The organism is Streptomonospora mangrovi (genome assembly GCF_027604915.1).
Taxonomy (GTDB): Bacteria; Actinomycetota; Actinomycetes; order Streptosporangiales; family Streptosporangiaceae; genus Streptomonospora; species Streptomonospora mangrovi.
In genome coordinates, this window is the sequence record NZ_JAJAQC010000078.1 from 1 (window position 1) to 15996 (window position 15996).

At 78.6% G+C, this 15996-nt stretch carries 9 protein-coding genes; all 9 read left to right on the forward strand.

Annotation, left to right across the window (positions count from 1 at the left end):
- A partial coding sequence (locus LG943_RS26070) for a condensation domain-containing protein (RefSeq protein ID WP_270075027.1) occupies positions 1-2413 on the forward strand: 2413 nt, incomplete at its 5' end.
- Positions 2410-9765 carry a non-ribosomal peptide synthetase gene (locus tag LG943_RS26075; protein ID WP_270075028.1) on the forward strand — a complete coding sequence of 2452 codons (7356 nt, stop codon included), beginning with the start codon at positions 2410-2412 and terminating at the stop codon, positions 9763-9765. The genes LG943_RS26070 and LG943_RS26075, both read left to right, overlap by 4 nt.
- A gap of 140 nt (positions 9766-9905) precedes the next feature.
- Positions 9906-10523 (forward strand): GNAT family N-acetyltransferase, encoded by a 618-nt coding sequence (locus LG943_RS26080; protein WP_270075029.1) that lies wholly within the window; start codon positions 9906-9908, stop codon positions 10521-10523.
- A gap of 111 nt (positions 10524-10634) precedes the next feature.
- Positions 10635-11912, forward strand: a complete 1278-nt coding sequence (entS, locus tag LG943_RS26085) for an enterobactin transporter EntS (protein ID WP_270075030.1) — start codon at positions 10635-10637, stop codon at positions 11910-11912.
- 34 nt (positions 11913-11946) lie between these two features.
- On the forward strand, positions 11947-12207 hold the full coding sequence (locus tag LG943_RS26090; protein WP_270075031.1) for an MbtH family protein: 261 nt from the start codon (positions 11947-11949) through the stop codon (positions 12205-12207).
- Positions 12208-12270: 63 nt separating this feature from the next.
- Positions 12271-13632, forward strand: a complete 1362-nt coding sequence (gene entS / locus LG943_RS26095; RefSeq protein WP_270075032.1) for an enterobactin transporter EntS — start codon at positions 12271-12273, stop codon at positions 13630-13632.
- 100 nt (positions 13633-13732) lie between these two features.
- Entirely contained in the window at positions 13733-14548 is an 816-nt protein-coding gene (locus tag LG943_RS26100; RefSeq protein ID WP_270075033.1) for a siderophore-interacting protein, read from the forward strand.
- 308 nt (positions 14549-14856) lie between these two features.
- A complete protein-coding gene (gene panD / locus LG943_RS26105) occupies positions 14857-15270 on the forward strand; it encodes an aspartate 1-decarboxylase (protein WP_270075034.1) in 414 nt (137 codons plus the stop codon).
- 77 nt (positions 15271-15347) lie between these two features.
- The gene (locus LG943_RS26110; protein ID WP_179765687.1) at positions 15348-15584 is read left to right on the forward strand and encodes a hypothetical protein; all 237 of its coding nucleotides are present in this window, start codon (positions 15348-15350) and stop codon (positions 15582-15584) included.
- The last annotated feature ends 412 nt before the right edge of the window (positions 15585-15996 follow it).

Here is a 15996-nt window from a genome sequence, read left to right on the forward strand (position 1 = left end):
GTCCTTCGACGTGGGCACCGAGGAGTTCACCGGTCCCGGGGTGCCGATCGGGCGCCCGGTGTGGAACACCTCGGTCTACGTGCTGGACCAGCGCCTGCGCCCGGTCCCCCCGGGCGTGGACGGGGAGCTGTACCTGGCCGGCGTCCAGGTGGCGCGGGGCTACGCCCGCCGCCCCGGCTTGACCGCCGAGCGGTTCGTGGCCGACCCCTTCGGCCCCCCCGGCTCGCGCATGTACCGCACCGGTGACCTGGTGCGCTGGGACCGGGCCGGGCGGCTGGTGTTCGTGGGCCGCTCCGACTTCCAGGTCAAGGTGCGCGGCATGCGCGTGGAACCCGGCGAGATCGAGCACGCGCTGGCCGAGCGGCCCGGCGTCGCGGCCGCCGTGGTCGCCGCCCGCGCGACCGCGCCCGGCGCCGTCCAGCTCGTCGGCTACGTCACCCCGGCCCCCGGCGTCCCCGAGCCCGACCCCGCCGGACTGCTCCGCTCGGTGTCCCGGCACCTGCCCGAGCACATGGTGCCCGCCGCCGTCGTCGTGCTGCCGAAGTTCCCGCTGTCGCCCAACGGCAAGCTCGACCGCGCCGCGCTGCCCGCCCCCGACCTCGGCGCGGCCGCCGGGACGGGCCGCCCCGCCCGCGAGGGCGCCGAAGCCCTCCTGTGCGGGCTGTTCGCCGACCTGCTCGCCCTGGAGCGCGTCGGCCCCGAGGACGGGTTCTTCGCGCTGGGCGGCGACAGCATCCTCGCCATCCAGCTCGTGGCCCGCGCCCGCGCCGCGGGGCTGGAGCTGACCCCGGCCGACGTGTTCACCGAGCAGACACCCGAGCGGCTGGCCCAGGCGGCGGGCGCCGCACCGCCCCCGCGCCCCGCCGAGGACCCCGACCCGGACCCCGGCACCGGCGACATCTTGCTCACCCCCGTCATGCACTGGCTGCGCGAGCGCGGCGGCCCGCTGCGCCGATTCAGCCAGGCCATGGTCTGGCACACCCCGCCCGGCGCCGGGCTCGACCGGCTCGGCGCCGCCCTCCAGGCCGTCCTCGACGGCCACGCCATGCTGCGCTCGCGCCTGGAGGAGGACGGCGCCGGCCCGTGGCGGCTGAGCGCGGCCCAACCCGGCGCGGTGGCGGCCGCCGAGGTGCTGACCCGGCGCGACGCCGCCGGGCTGGACGCCGAAGGGCTGCGCCGCGCCGCCGCCGAGGAGGCGCGCGCCGCCCAGGACCTGCTCGACCCCCACAAGGGCCGCATGCTGCGCGCCGTCTGGCTGGACCGGGGCAGCGGCCGGGCGGGCCGGCTGCTGCTGGTGGTCCACCACCTCGCGGTGGACGGCGTCTCCTGGCACGTCCTGCGCGCCGACCTGGCCGCCGCGTGGGCCGGCGCCGCCGCCGGCCGCACCCCGGCCCCGCCCGCGCCCCGGACCTCCTTCGCCCGGTGGGCGCGCCACCTGCACGCCGAGGCGCGCGATGAGCGGCGCACCGCCGAACTGGAGCAGTGGCGGCGCATCGGCGCCGGCCACGGCCCCGACCCGCTGGCCGGGCTGGGCGGCCGGGGCGGCGCACCGCGCACCCTCGACGCGCGCCGGGACACCGCCCAGACCCTGCGCCGCACCACCCTGGCGCTGGGAGCCGAGGACACCGCCGCCGTCCTCACCCGGGTGCCCGAGGCGTTCCACGCCCAGGTGGAGGACGTGCTGCTCAGCGCGCTGGCGCTGGCCGCCGTGGAGTGGCGCGCGGCCCGGGCGCTGCCCGGCGCCCGCCCCGACGCGCCGCTGCGCCTTGACCGGGAGGGCCACGGCCGCGAGCAGCACCTGTTCCCCGGCGCCGACGTGTCGGGCACGGTCGGCTGGTTCACCACCATCCACCCGGCGCGCCTGGACGTCGCCGGGATCGACCCGGCCCAGGCGCGCGGGGGCGGTGCGGCGGCCGGGACGGCGCTCAAGCGGGTCAAGGAGCAGTTGCGCGCGCACCCCGGTGACGGCGGGATCGGCTACGGGCTGCTGCGCCACCTCAACTCCCACACCGCGCCCGACCTGGCGCAGGAGACCCCGCCGCTGCTGTTCAACTACCTGGGCCGCCTGGCGGTCGCCCACGACGAGACGGCGTGGGCCGTGGCCCCCGAGACGGGCCACCTGCCCGCCGGCATCGACCCCGAGACGCCGGTGCGCCACCCCCTGGAGGTCAACGCCGTCACCCGCGACGGCGCCGAGGGGCCGGTGCTGAGGGCGACCTGGGCCTGGCCCGAGCGCCTCTTCACCGAGGAGGACGTGCGCGCGCTGGCCGAGGGCTGGTTCGCCCAGTTGCGCGGGCTGGCCGCCCACGCCCACGCGCCCGACGCGGGCGGGCACACCCCCTCCGACATGGCCCTCCTGGACCTCGACCAGGCCGAGATCGACGAATTCGAAGCAGAGTGGAGGCTCACGTGAGCAACGCATCCGGCCTGGAGGACATCCTGCCGCTGACGCCGCTCCAGGAAGGGCTGCTCTTCCACAGCCAGATCGACGCCGAGGGGGCCGACGCCTACAACGTCCAGGTGGCCCTGGAGGTGGAGGGGCGCCTGGAGGCCGGGCGGCTGCGCGCGGCCGCCGACGCGCTGCTGCGCCGCCACCCCAACCTGCGGGCGGCGTTCCGCCGGCGCCGCAACGGCCGCCCGGCGGCGCTGGTGGGCCGCGCGGTCCCCGCCGACTGGCGCGAAGCCGACCTGAGCGGCCTGGCGCAGACCGAGCGCGCCGCCGAGGTGGAGCACCTGCGCGCCACCGAGCGCGCGGCCCGCTTCGACCTCGCCCGCCCGCCGCTGCTGCGCTTCGTGCTGGCGCGCCTGGCCGCCGACCGGCACGTCCTGGTGCTGACCCACCACCACATCCTGCTGGACGGGTGGTCCCTGCCGCTGCTGGTGCGCGACCTGTTCGCCCTCTACGCCGATGACCCCGCCCGCCCGCTGCCGCGCGTCGCGCCCTTCCGCGACTACCTGGGGTGGCTGGCGCGCCGCGACACGGGTGCGGCGGTCGCGGCGTGGCGGGACGCCCTGCACGGGCTGGAGGGCCCCAGCCGCGTCGCCGAGGCGCTGCCCCGCACCGCTGAGGGGGGCGGTGCCGAGGGCCGGGCGCCCGCCGGCGAGCCCGCGCGCTCGGACGGCCAACCCGAGACGGTGACCGTGGAACTGGCGGCCGACCTCACCGCGCGGGTGCGCGACCTCGCCCGGGGCAGCGGCGCCACGCTCAACACCGTCATGCAGGCGGCCTGGGGGCTGCTGCTGGGCCACCTGACCGACCGGCGCGACGTCGTGTTCGGCACGGCAGTCTCCGGCCGCCCCGCCGACCTGCCCGGCGCCGAGGCCATGGTGGGGCTGCTCATCAACACCGTGCCGGTGCGGGTGCGCGCCCACCCCGGCGAGAGCACCGCCGAGTTGCTGCGGCGGCTGCGCGACGAGCAGGCGCGGCTGCTGGACCACACCCACCTGGGCCTGGCCGAGATCCAGCGCGCGGCCGGCGCCGGCGAACTGTTCGACACGCTGATGGTGGTGGAGAACTACCCGGTGGAGGGCGCCGACCCCACCGCCGGCGTGCCCGGCCTGCGCGCCCGCGTCCTGGCCGCCGCCGACGCCACCCACTACCCGCTGTCGCTGGCGGTCGTCCCGCCCCCGCCCCAGGCGCACGAGCCGCGCCTGCGCCTGACGCTGGCCTACCGCCCCGAGGCCGTGCCCGCCGAGCGCGCCCGCGCGGCGGCGGAGTCGCTGCGCACCCTGCTGGCGGCGATGGCCGCCGACCCCGCCCGGCCGGTGGCGCGCCTGGCGGTGACCCCGCCCCACCGCGTCCCGGCGGCCTCGGCCGCCGCCGCCCTCGCCGCACCCGGCCCGTCCACCCCCCAGGCCGCCGACGAGACCGCCGCCGAGGCCGCAGCCGAGGCCGCCGCCGACGCGGCGGCCCTGGCCCCGGCCGTCTTCGCCGACCTGCTGGACCGGCGGGTCGAGGCGGACCCCCACTCCGTCCTCATCGAGGACGAGGCCGGCGCCCTCACCGCCGCCGAGGTCCACGCCCGCGTCAACCGGCTGGCCCGGGAGCTGCTGGCGCGCGGCGCCGGCCCCGAGAAGGTCGTCGCCGTGGCCGCGCCCCGCTCGGCCGACCAGATCACCGCCCTGCTGGCCGTCCTGGCCGCCGGGTCGGCCTACCTGGCGCTGGACCCCGACTACCCCGACGACCGGATCGCCCACATGCTCGCCGACGCCCGCCCCGTCTGCGTGGTCACCACCCCCGACCTGGCCGCACGCGTCGCCGAGCGCACGAGCGCACCGCTGCTCGTGCCCGCCGAGCCCGCCACCGCCGCCCGCATCGGCGCCCGGCCCGCCGCCCCCCTCACCGCCGCCGAGCGCCCCGCGCCGCTGACCCCCGCCACCGCCGCCTACCTCATCTACACCTCCGGCTCCACCGGCCGGCCCAAGGGCGTGGTGGTCAGCCACGAGGGCGTCGCCAAGCTCGTGTCCACCGCCGCCCACCGCCTGGGCGTGGGCGCCTCCTCCCGCGTGGCCCAGCTCGGCTCGCCCAGCTTCGACGTCGCCTTCTGGGAGGTCGTCATGGGCGTGCTGTGCGGCGGCCGGCTCGTGGTGGTCGCCCCCCAGCGGCGCGTCCCCGGCCCGCCGCTGCTGGACTACCTGCGCGAACGCGGCGTCACCCACGCCGCGCTGCCTCCCGCGCTGCTGTCGGCGCTGCCCGCCGACGCCGCGCTGCCCCCCGGCATGACCGTGCTCGCGGGCACAGAGGCGGTCCCGGCCGCGCTGGTGCGCCGCTTCGCCGCCGACGGCCGCCCGATGTTCAACTGCTACGGCCCCACCGAGACGACCGTCAACGCCACCCTGGGCGCCTGCCGCGCCGACCTGCACGGCGAGCGGGTGCCCATCGGCCGCCCCGACCCCGGCGTGCGCGCCTACGTGCTGGACGCGATGCTGCGCCCGGTGCCCGCCGGGGTGCCCGGCGAGCTGTACCTGGGCGGCGCCGGGCTGGCCCGCGGCTACCACGCCCGGCACGGGCTGACCGCCGCGCGGTTCGTCGCCGACCCCTTCGGCCCGCCCGGCGCGCGCATGTACCGCACCGGCGACCGCGCGGTCTGGAACGGCGCCGGCGAACTGGAGTTCCTGGGCCGCGCCGACGACCAGGTGAAGATCCGCGGCATGCGGATCGAACTGGGCGAGGTGGAGGCCGCCCTGGCCGCCCACCCCGACGTCGCCGCCTGCGCCGCCGCCGTCCACGCCGGTGACCCCGCCGCCTCCGGCGCCGCCGCCGCGCCCGCCCTGGTGGCCTACGCCGTGCCCGCCGGGGACCGCGCCCTGGACCCGGCGGCGCTGCGCGCCCACCTCGCCGCCGCGCTGCCCTCGGCCATGCTGCCCGCCGCCGTCGTGCCCCTGGCGGCGCTGCCCGTGCTGCCCAACGGCAAGACCGACCGCGCCGCGCTGCCCGCGCCCGACCTCACCGCCCCCGCCGCCGGCCGCCCCGCGCGCGACCAGGTGGAGGAGCTGCTGTGCGGGCTGTTCGGCGAGGTGCTGGAGGTCGGCGAGGTCGGCATCGACGACGACTTCTTCGCCCTGGGCGGGCACTCCCTGCTGGCCACCCGCCTGGTCACCCGCATCCGCGCGGTCCTGGGCCGCGACGTGGCCCTGCGCACCGTGTTCGACGCCCCCACCGTGGCCGCCCTGGTGCAGCGGCTGCGCCCCGGCGGCGACCGCCCGCGCTTGCGCCCGGCCGCGCGCCCCGACCGGCCGCCGCTGTCCCACGCACAGCGGCGCATGTGGTTCCTCTACCGCCTGGACGGGCCGCGCCCCACCTACAACATCCCCTTCTGCGCGCGGCTGCGCGGCCCGCTGGACACCGCCGCCCTCACCGCGGCCCTGGCCGACCTCACCGCCCGCCACGAGACCCTGCGCACCCTCTACCCCGACGACGACGGCGTGCCCTACCAGCTCATCCTGCCCCCCGAGCAGGCCCGCCCCGTCCTGGAGACCACCGCCGCCGACGAGGCGGCGCTGCCCGGCCTGCTCGCCGAGGCCGTGCGCCACGGGTTCCGCCTGGAGGCCGAGCCGCCGCTGCGCGCCCGCCTGTTCCGGCTGTCCGAAACCGAGCACGTGCTGCTGCTCCTGGTCCACCACATCGCCGGCGACGGGTGGTCGGCCCGGCCGCTGCTGCGCGACCTGGGCACCGCCTACAGCGCCCGCGCCGCCGGTCGCGCGCCCGCCTGGGCGCCGCTGCCCGTGCAGTACGCCGACTACGGCCTGCACCAGCACGCCGTGCTGGGCGCCGAGGACGACCCCGACAGCGCCGTGCACTCCCAGGCCCGCTACTGGACGCAGGCGCTGCGCGGCCTGCCCGAGGAGCTGCCGCTGCCCACCGACCGGCCCCGCCCCGCCGCCTCCAGCGGCCGCGGCGGCGCCCTGGAACTGGAGCTGCCCGCCGAGCTGAGCGCGCGGCTGCGCGACCTGGCCCGCGCCCACGACGCCAGCGTGTTCATGGTGCTCCAGGCGGCCCTGGCCGCGCTGCTCACCCGGCTGGGCGCCGGCACCGACATCCCCATCGGCACCCCCGTGGCCGGGCGCGACGACGCCGCGCTGGAGGACCTGGTGGGGTTCTTCGTCAACACCCTGGTGCTGCGCACCGACACCTCCGGCGACCCCTCCTTCGCCGAGTTGCTGGCCCGCGTGCGCGACGCCAACCTCGCCGCCTACGAGAACTCCGCCCTCCCCTTCGAGCGGCTGGTGGAGGTGGTCAACCCGGCCCGGTCGATGAGCCGCCACCCCCTCTTCCAGGTGATGCTGGCCTACCAGCGCGGCGCCGGGCCCCGGCTGGACATGGCCGGGCTCCGGGTGGCCCGCGAACCGGTCACCGCGCCCGGCGGCAAGTTCGACCTCGCCCTGGAGTTCCGCGACCCCGGCGAGGCAAGGGAAGCCGGCGGCGGCGCCCTGCGCTGCGTCATCGACTACGCCCTGGACCTGTTCGACGCCGCCACCGTCGGCAACATCGCGCTGCGCCTGGAGCGGCTGCTGGCGGCCGCGGCCGCCGACCCGGCCGCGCCCATCGGCCGGCTGGACCTGCTCACCCCCGAGGAGTCGGCCGCGGCCGCCCGCCAGGCGCGCGGCCCCCGCCTGGCCCTGCCGCCCGCACCCACCCTGCCGGGCCTGTTCGCCGCCGCCGTGGCGGCCGACCCCGACGCCCCCGCCCTGGTCTGCGACGGGCAGCGGTGGAGCTTCGCCGAACTGGACCGGCGCGCCAACCGGCTGGCCCACGAACTGATCGCGCGCGGCGCCGGACCCGAGGACGTGGTGGCGCTGCTGCTGCCGCGCTCGGCCGGCACCCTCACCGCGCTGCTGGCCGTGCTCAAGGCCGGCGCCGCCTACCTGCCCATCGATCCCGCCTACCCCGACGACCGCGTCTCCCACATGCTCGCCGACGCCGCCCCCGCGCTCGTGCTCACCACCGCCGGCCTGCGCCCCCGCGCCGCCGCCGCGGCGCCCGGGGTGCCCGCGCTGGTGCTGAGCGACGCCGGCGCCCTCGGCGAGCCCGGCGCCGCGCGGCGGCCCGCCACCGACCCCACCGACGCCGACCGCACCGCGCCCCTGCGCCCCGACCACCCCGCCTACGTCATCTACACCTCCGGCTCCACCGGCCGCCCCAAGGGCGTGGTGGCCACCCACCGGGGCGTGGCCAACCTGTTCCACAGCCACCGCGAGACCCTCTACCGGCCCACCCGGCGCCGCGCCGCGCGCGACCGGCTGCGCGTGGGCCACGCCTGGTCGTTCTCCTTCGACGCCGCCTGGCAGCCCCAACTGTGGCTGCTGGACGGCCACGCCCTGCACATCGTCACCGAGGACGCCATGCACGACCCCGCGCTGCTGGTGGAGCGGATCCGCGCCGACCTCCTCGACTTCATCGAGGTCACCCCCTCCCACCTGCTCCAGTTGATGCGGGCCGGACTCGGGGAGCCCGGCACCCACACCCCGCTGACGCTGGGCGTGGGCGGGGAGGCGGTGCCGGCGGCGCTGTGGAGCCGGCTGCGCGACCTGGAGGCCCAGGGCACCCGCACCCACAACCTCTACGGCCCCACCGAGACCACCGTCGACGCGCTGTCGGCGCGCGTGGGCGACAGCGAGCGCCCCCTCATCGGGCGGCCCACCGCCAACACCGCCGCCCACGTCCTGGACGAGCGGCTGCGCCCGGCGGCGCCGGGCGTGGTGGGCGAGCTGTACCTGGGCGGGGCCGGCGTGGCGCGCGGCTACCTCAACCGGCCCGGGCTCACCGCCGACCGGTTCGTCGCCGACCCCTTCGGCGCGCCGGGCGCGCGCATGTACCGCACCGGCGACCTGGTGCGGCGCATGCCTGACGGCAGCCTCGACTACGTGGGCCGCGCCGACGACCAGGTCAAGGTGCGCGGGTTCCGCATCGAGCCCGGCGAGATCGCGGCGGCGCTGGGCCGCCACCCCGACGTCGACCAGGCCGTGGTCGACACCTGGGAGGCCGCGCCGGGCGACCGGCGGCTGGTGGCCTACGTGGTGCCGCGCGCCGGCACCGGCGCCCCCGACACCGCCGGCCTGCGCGGCCACCTCGCCCAACTGCTGCCCGACTACATGGTGCCGGCGGTCTACGTGCCCATCGCGGCGCTGCCGCTGACCGCCCACGGCAAGCTCGACCGCACCGCCCTGCCCGCGCCCGACCCCGCCGCCCTGGCGCCCGCGCCCGGCCGCGCGCCGCGCGACGCCGCCGAGGCGCTGCTGTGCGAGGTGTTCGCCGAGGTGCTGGGCGCCGGCGAGGTCGGCGCCGACGACGACTTCTTCGACCGGGGCGGGCACTCCATGCTGCTGGTGCGGCTGCGCGCGCGGATCGAGGCCGAGACCGGGGCGCGGACGGCCATCGCCGACCTGTTCGCCAACCCCACCCCGGCGGCGCTGGCCGCCCACCTGGCACGCGGTCGCGCGACGCGGGAGCGGGACGGCGAGGAGGGGGCCGGGCGGGCACCGGGCGCACTGGGCGCACCGGGTCCCCATGCCGTGCCCGGCGTGGTGGTGCTGCGCGCCGGCGGCGCGGCCCCGCCCCTGTTCTGCGTGCACCCGGCGAGCGGCCTGAGCTGGCCGTTCGTGCGGCTGCGCCGCCACATCGGAGCCGACGTCCCCCTCTACGGCCTGGACTCGCCCGACCTGGCCGCCGCCGGCGGCCCCGGCGCCGCGCCGCCGGAGTCGGTCGCCGACCTCGCCGCGCACTACGTCGCGCGGGTGCGGCGGCTGCGCCCGCACGGCCCCTACCGGCTGGCCGGCTGGTCCTTCGGCGGGGCGGTGGCCCACGCGATGGCGGCGCTGCTGGCCCGGGAGGGGGAGCGGGTGGAGCTGCTGGCGCTGCTGGACGCCTACCCGCCCGGCGCCCTGCCCGACCCCGCCCCCGCCCCCGAGGCCGGGGGCGCGGGCGCCGAGGGCGCAGCGCCGCCGGAGGTGGCCGCCGAGATCGGCCGCGACCACGGCGACGCCCGCCTGCTGGGCGCCAACCACCGCCTCGCCGCGCGCCTGGCCGCCCGCGCCCCCGCCGAGCCCCTGACGTTCGCCGGCGACGCGGTGTTCTTCGCCGCCAAGGACGCCCCCGGCGACGCCGAGGAGCTGTGGCGCGGCCACCTCACCGGCCGCCTCCAGCGCCACGAGGTGCCCGCCGCCCACGACGACCTGCTGGGCCCCGAGGGCGCGGCGGCCATCGGCGCGGTCCTGGCCGGCCTACTGGACGCCGCACCGGACCCCGCGCCGGGGAGCGCGCGGTGAGCGCACCGCGCGGCCGCCGCGCCGCGCCGCCGCGCCCCGCCCCCCGCGCCCGCCCGCCGGCCACCGCGAGAGCCCCGGCGAGCCCGGCCCCGCGTCCCCCGTCGTCCCCGACCCCGCCCCCACCACCGGAGGTGCCGCCCGTGTCCCCGTCCGACCCCGCCCAGGCAGCAGCGCGGCGCTCGCCGCGCGAGATCACCGTCGCCGCGCGGGTCCTGGCCGCCGGGCCGCCGCCCCGGGTGCGGCCCGCGCCGCCGTTCGCGGCGCGGCCGGCCGGCGACCACGGCGCCGACCTCGACCTGGTGCACGCCTGGATGAACCGGCCCCACGTCGCCGCCTTCTACGACCAGGCGTGGAGCCGGCGGCGCTGGGCCGAGGAGCTGGCGGCCCAGCGCGCCGGGACGTTCTCCCGGCCCCACATCGTCAGCCACGAGGGCACCGACGTGGCCTACGTCGAGCTGTACCGGGCGGCGCGCGACGTCGTGGCCGCGCACTATGCCGCCGACCCCCACGACGTCGGCGTGCACATCGCCATCGGCGCCGCCGAGCGCACGGGCACCGGGCTGGGGCGGCGCGTCCTGGACGCACTCGCCACCGCCGTCTTCGCCGCCGACCCCCGCTGCCGGCGCGTGGTCATGGAGCCCGACGCCGCCAACACCGCCGCCCGCCGCGCCGCCGAGGGCGCGGGCCTGCGGTTCGTCGCCGAGGTCGACCTGCCGCACAAGCGCGCCGCCCTGCTCGTGCGCACCCGAAAGGAGTGATGGGCGGTGCCCGCCCCGGCCCGCGCACCCGCCCGCGCGGCCCCCTGCCCCGGGCGCCCGCCGGGGGCGGCCGCCACCGACCACGTGTTGACTGACAGGGAAGGAGCCCGCGTGGGCGCACGGCCGGGGCTGGCAGGGCTCGTCATCGACCTCGGCCCCCTGCGCGAGGGACGGGGTTTTCGGATCGTGTTCGCGGTCCGCCTGATCTCCCTGTTCGGCGGCGGGTTCCGGCTGGTGGCGCTGCCGCTCCAGGTCTACGCCATGACCGGGTCCTCGGTGCTGGTCGCCAGCGTGACCGTCGTCAACGGCCTGGCCAGCTTCGGCGGCACGCTGGTGGGCGGGGTGCTGGCCGACCGGCTGGACCGGCGGCGCCTGGTGGTGGTCAGCCTGGCCGTGGAGACGCTGGTGGTGGCGCTGTTCGCCGTCAACACCTACCTGCCCGGCGGGCCGGAGCTGGGCGTGGTCTACGTGTGCGCCACCGTCAACGGCGTCATCGGCACCATGGGCCTGATCGCCCAGCAGACCCTGGTGCCCGCCCTCGTCGCCCCCGGGCGGCTGGCCGCCGCCGGCGCGCTGCTGGCCCTCACCGCCCAGCTCGGCGCCGTCACCGCCCCCGCCCTGGGCGGCGCGCTGGTCTCCCTGGGCGGCGTGGGCGCCGGCTACCTCGTCACCTGCGGCATCACCGCCGCCGCCACCGCCGCCGCGTGGTTCGTGCCGCCGGTGGCCACCGACCCCGGCGCCGGGCCCGCCTCGGCCCCGCGCGCCCTGGCCGAGGGGCTGGCGTTCGTCGCCCGCCACCCCGTGGTGCGCCCGCTGCTGCTCCTGGGCTTCGTGCAGGTCCTGTTCACCATGCCCGCCGTGCTGATACCGGAGTTCACCGACCGGGTGCTTCAGGCCGACGCCGCCGTGGCCGGCTTGCTCTACACCGCGCCGGCCGCCGGCGCCCTGCTGGCGTCCCTGGCCAGCGGGTGGACCGGCCGGGTGCGGCGCGGCGGCGCGGTGGTGCCCGCGGCGGTGGCGCTGGGCGGGATCTGCACGGCCGCCGCCGGGCTGGGCCGCGCCGCCGCCCTGGCCCTGGCCGCGCTGGCATTGCTGGGCTGCTGCCAGGCGGTCGAGGAGATCCTGCGCTACGCGCTGATCCAGTCGCACACCCCCGACGCGCTGCGCGGCCGGGTCACCAGCGCGTGGCTGGCCCAGGCCACGGTGGGCGGCTCGCTGGGCGCCACGCTGATGGGCGCACTGGCGGCGGCGCTGGGCACCGCCGCCGCGCTGGTGGCGGCCGGGACGGCCGGTGCGCTGGCCGCCGCGGCCGTGGCGCTGACCGCCCCGGGCCTGCGCCGGGCGGGGGAGGCCGCGCCCGGCCTTCCCGCCACCGACCCCGATTGTTAAGGTAAGCCTCGCCTAATCTATGGAGGAGAATCGGATGAGCAACCCCTTCGACGACGCCGACGGCCGCTTCCTGGTCCTGGTCAACGACGAGGACCAGCACTCCCTGTGGCCGGAGTTCGCCGCCGTGCCCGAGGGCTGGCGCCAGGTGCTGGGCCCCGTCGACCGCGCGGCGGCCCTGGAGTATGTCGAGGCCAACTGGACCGACCTGCGCCCGCGCAGCCTGCGCGAGGCCATGCACGAGCCCGCCGAGCCCGCCGAGCCCGCCGGGCACGGCCGCTCCGCCGGCCCGGCCTGAGACCGGGACCGCCGTGCGCACCCCCGCCCGCCGCGCCGCGCCGCCCGCCCCCGGGGCGGCGCGGTGAGGCTGCGCGACACCGCCCTGGACCTGTCCCCGCTGCGCCTCAGCCGGGAGTTCCGCCTCGTGTTCACCGCGCGGCTGGTCTCGGTGTTCGGGCTGGGCTTCGCCCTGGTGGCGCTGCCCATGCAGGTCTACGCCGCCACCGGGTCCTCCGTGCTGGTCGCGGTGGTCAGCGCCGTCAACGGCGCCTCGGTGTTCGGCGGCACCCTGGTCGGCGGGGTGCTGGCCGACCGCACCTCCCGGCGCGCGCTCATCGTCGCCGGCCGGGCGGCGGCCGCGCTCGCCTTCACCGGGCTGGCCCTCAACGCCGCGTGGGCCGCCGCCGACCCCGGCGCCGGCACCGCCCAGTTCGCGCTGATCTGCCTGTGCGCGGGGCTCAACGGCTGCGTCGGCACCTTCAGCACCGTCGCCCTCCAGGCGGCAGTGCCCGGCCTGCTGCCCCGCGACCGGCTGCCCGCCGCCGGCGCGCTGCTGGCCCTCACCGGCCAGTTCGGCGCGATCGCCGCGCCCGCGCTGGGCGGCGCGGTCATCGCGCTGTGGGGGTTTCCCACCGTCTTCGGCCTCACCGCCGCCGTCAGCGCGCTCACCACCGCCCTGGTCTGCCGGCTGCCCAAGCTGGACCCGCCCGCCGCGCGCGAGGGCGCCGCCCGGCCCGGCCCGGTCGCGGCCGCCGCCCAGGGGCTGGGGTTCGCGGCGCGCCACCGCGTGGTGGGTCCGCTGCTGGCCCTGGGGTTCGTGCAACTGCTGTTCGCCACGCCCTATGTGCTGATCCCGGAGTTCACCGACCGCGTGCTGCACGGCGGCGAGGCCACCGCCGGGCTGCTCTACTCCGCCTCGGCCTTCGGCGCCGTGTGCGCCTCGCTGACCAGCGGGTGGACGCGCGGCACGCGGGCGGGCGGCGGCGCGCTGCTGGCCGCCGTGGCGGGCTGCGGCCTGGCCTCGGCCGCCTTCGGCGCCTCCGGGGGCCTGGTGTGGGCGGTGGGGGCGCTGGCCCTGCTGGGGTTCGCCGAGATCGTCGAGGAGATCCTGCGCTTCGCGCTGCTCCAGGCGCACACGCCCGACGCCCTGCGCGGCCGGGTCACCAGCGTCTGGAGCGCGCAGAACACGGCCGGCGGCGCGCTGGGCGCCCTGGCCCTGGGCGCGCTGGCGCCCCTGGTGGGCCCCGGCGCGGCCGTCGCCGCCGGGGGCGCGGTGACGGTGGCGCTGGTGGCGGCGCTGGCGGCGGCCTGCCCGGGGCTGCGCCGGGCCACGTGCCGCGACGCCCCGGAGGAGGCCGCACCGGCGCCCGCCCACGCGGCCGGCGGCACGGTAGGGGAGCCGCATGCGCGGGGCGGCGGGCGCGCGACTGGCGCCGACCAGTGAGTTAGCTTAGCCTAAGCTAAAGATCACGGCGGGTGGGGTCGCGCGCGGCGCGCCCGCCCGCGCCACCGCGCCCGGACCCACCACCAGGAGCTGATGCTTGATGGCCGTTTCCCGCGACCCCCGCGTGGAGTTCTACCCCCTGCGCCCCCGCGTCCTCGCGGTCACCGCGGCCGAGCGCCTGACCCCGGGCCTGGTCCGCGTCGTGCTCGGCGGCCCCGACCTCGACGGCTTCCGCACCGACAACTTCACCGACCACGTCAAGCTGTTCTTCCCCGACGAGGCCACCGGCGAGCTGCGCATGCCCCGACTCACCGCCGAGGGCCGCGCCGACTTCAGCGACCCCCGCCTGGTCTTCCGCGACTACACCGTGCGCCGCTACGACCCCCGCGCCGGCGAGCTGACGATCGACATGGTGGCCCACGACCACGGCCCCGGCGGGCGCTGGGCCGTGCGCGCCCGCCCCGGCGACCGCATCGGCGTCCTGGGTCCGCGCGGCACCCACCACATGGCCGTCGACTTCGACTACTTCCTCATCGGCGCCGACGAGACCGCGCTGCCGGCCGCCGCCCGCTGGCTGGAGGAGCTGCCGCGCACCGCCACCGTCCTGGCGTTCCTGGAGGTCGCCGACGCGGGCGAGGAGCTGAAGCTGGAGGCCCCCGACGACACCGCGCTCACCTGGCTGCACCGCGGCGGCGCCGCGCCGGGCACCACCGACCTGCTGGAGCGGGCCATCCGCGGCGCCGAACTCCCCGAGGGCCGCGGCTTCGCCTGGTGCGCGGGCGAGGCCACCACGCTCAAGCCCATCCGCCGCCACCTGCGCGAGCGCGGGTTCGAGCGCCGCACCGGATTCGACGTCGACGGCTACTGGCGGCGCGGCACCAGCAACCACGACCACCACGCCGACGAGGAGGACTGACCCCCGCGCGTGCGCGGACCGGCGGCAGGGCGGGCGGCCAGGTCGGGCGACCCGACCCGGCTCGGCCCCGGGCTGTTCGGGGCGGCGCGCCGAGGGCCGTGTGACGCGTCGCTCCCACCCCGCCCGTACCCGGCCGCCGCGCCGCGGGCTACGCTCGGAACGCCCGGAATGCGGCGCCGGCCCCGGGCGTTGGCCCGGTGGCGGCAGCCGCCGGGCGCGCCGCGGCGCCGCCTCCACCACCCTGAGCGTGCACGGGACCCCACAGGGCCTGTAACCCCAACTCAGCACGGAAGACGAGGTCGCAGCAGATGCGTCGCACTCTTTTCCACGGCAAGATCCACCGCGCCACCGTGACCCAGGCCGACCTGCACTACGTCGGCTCCATCACCATCGACGCCGACCTGCTGGAGGCGGCCGACATCGTCGAGGGCGAGCAGGTGCACGTCGTCGACATCGACAACGGCAACCGCCTGGTCACCTACACCATCGCCGGCGAGCGCGGCAGCGGCGTCATCGGCATCAACGGCGCGGCGGCCCACCTGGTCAACCCCGGCGACCTGGTCATCATCATGTCCTACGTGGAACTGGAGGAGTCCGAGCGCCCCCACCACACCCCCCGCGTGGTGCACGTCGACTCCGCCAACCGCATCCTGGCCCTGGGCTCCGACCCCGCCGAACCCGTCCCCGGCTCCGGCCTGGTTTCCGGTGCCGCCCTTAACTGAACGGCGCTGTCCATATTTGCGGCGTGTCCACATCCGGCCCGATCGGCGGGTGACGGGCCGGGTATGCCAGCAACGCGATGGACGGTGAAGACGATGACCGGCGTGAGGTCGCGGCGCACATCGAGTGGCAGAAGCAGGGCATGTGGCTGGTCCTGTGGGGGTCCTACACCCGCCGCTACTGGGCGTTCGCGCGCTGGCCGGTACCCCAGGGCGGCGCCGTCGTCTCCGCGCCCGACCCCGACGCCCTCTACGCCGAGATGCGCCGCGTCGAGCGCGAGTTCGGGTTCCTGCGCTGGCGCTACGGGCGCGGCTGAGCGCCGCGCCCGTCGGCGCTGAGGGCGCGCCGCCGCGCCCGGCCCGCGCGCCGCGCGCCCGCCGGCGCCGCCCCCCTCCGCGCCCCGCGCCGCCCCGCTGATCCCCGAAACACCCGCTGACCTGCGTGTCCCCCGTGCCGCAGGTCGCTATCGTGCGCACGCGGGGCATCCGACGCGCGGTGTGCCCGAATAACTACCGTGCGCACGCGCGGGTGCGGAAAGGAGGGGCCGGAGCCGATGACCCCCACCCCCGAGGACGGCCTGACCGACGCGGCCCCCGCCGCCGGACTCACCTCGCGGCCCCTGCCGCCCACCGCACCGCCCCCCGCGCCCCCCGCGACGCCCGGCGGCCCGGCCGGCCCCGGCGGGCGCGGCGCGGGCCGGCGCCGGCTGCGGGCGGCGGCGCGGCTGC

What these genes read in the sequence shown, in the direction of transcription:
- LG943_RS26110 (WP_179765687.1), top strand. Translation starts at nt 15,348, where the DNA reads ATGGACGGTGAAGACGATGACCGGCGTGAGGTCGCGGCGCACATCGAG.
- LG943_RS26090 (WP_270075031.1), top strand. Translation starts at nt 11,947, where the DNA reads ATGAGCAACCCCTTCGACGACGCCGACGGCCGCTTCCTGGTCCTGGTC.
- LG943_RS26100 (WP_270075033.1), top strand. Translation starts at nt 13,733, where the DNA reads ATGGCCGTTTCCCGCGACCCCCGCGTGGAGTTCTACCCCCTGCGCCCC.
- panD (WP_270075034.1), top strand. Translation starts at nt 14,857, where the DNA reads ATGCGTCGCACTCTTTTCCACGGCAAGATCCACCGCGCCACCGTGACC.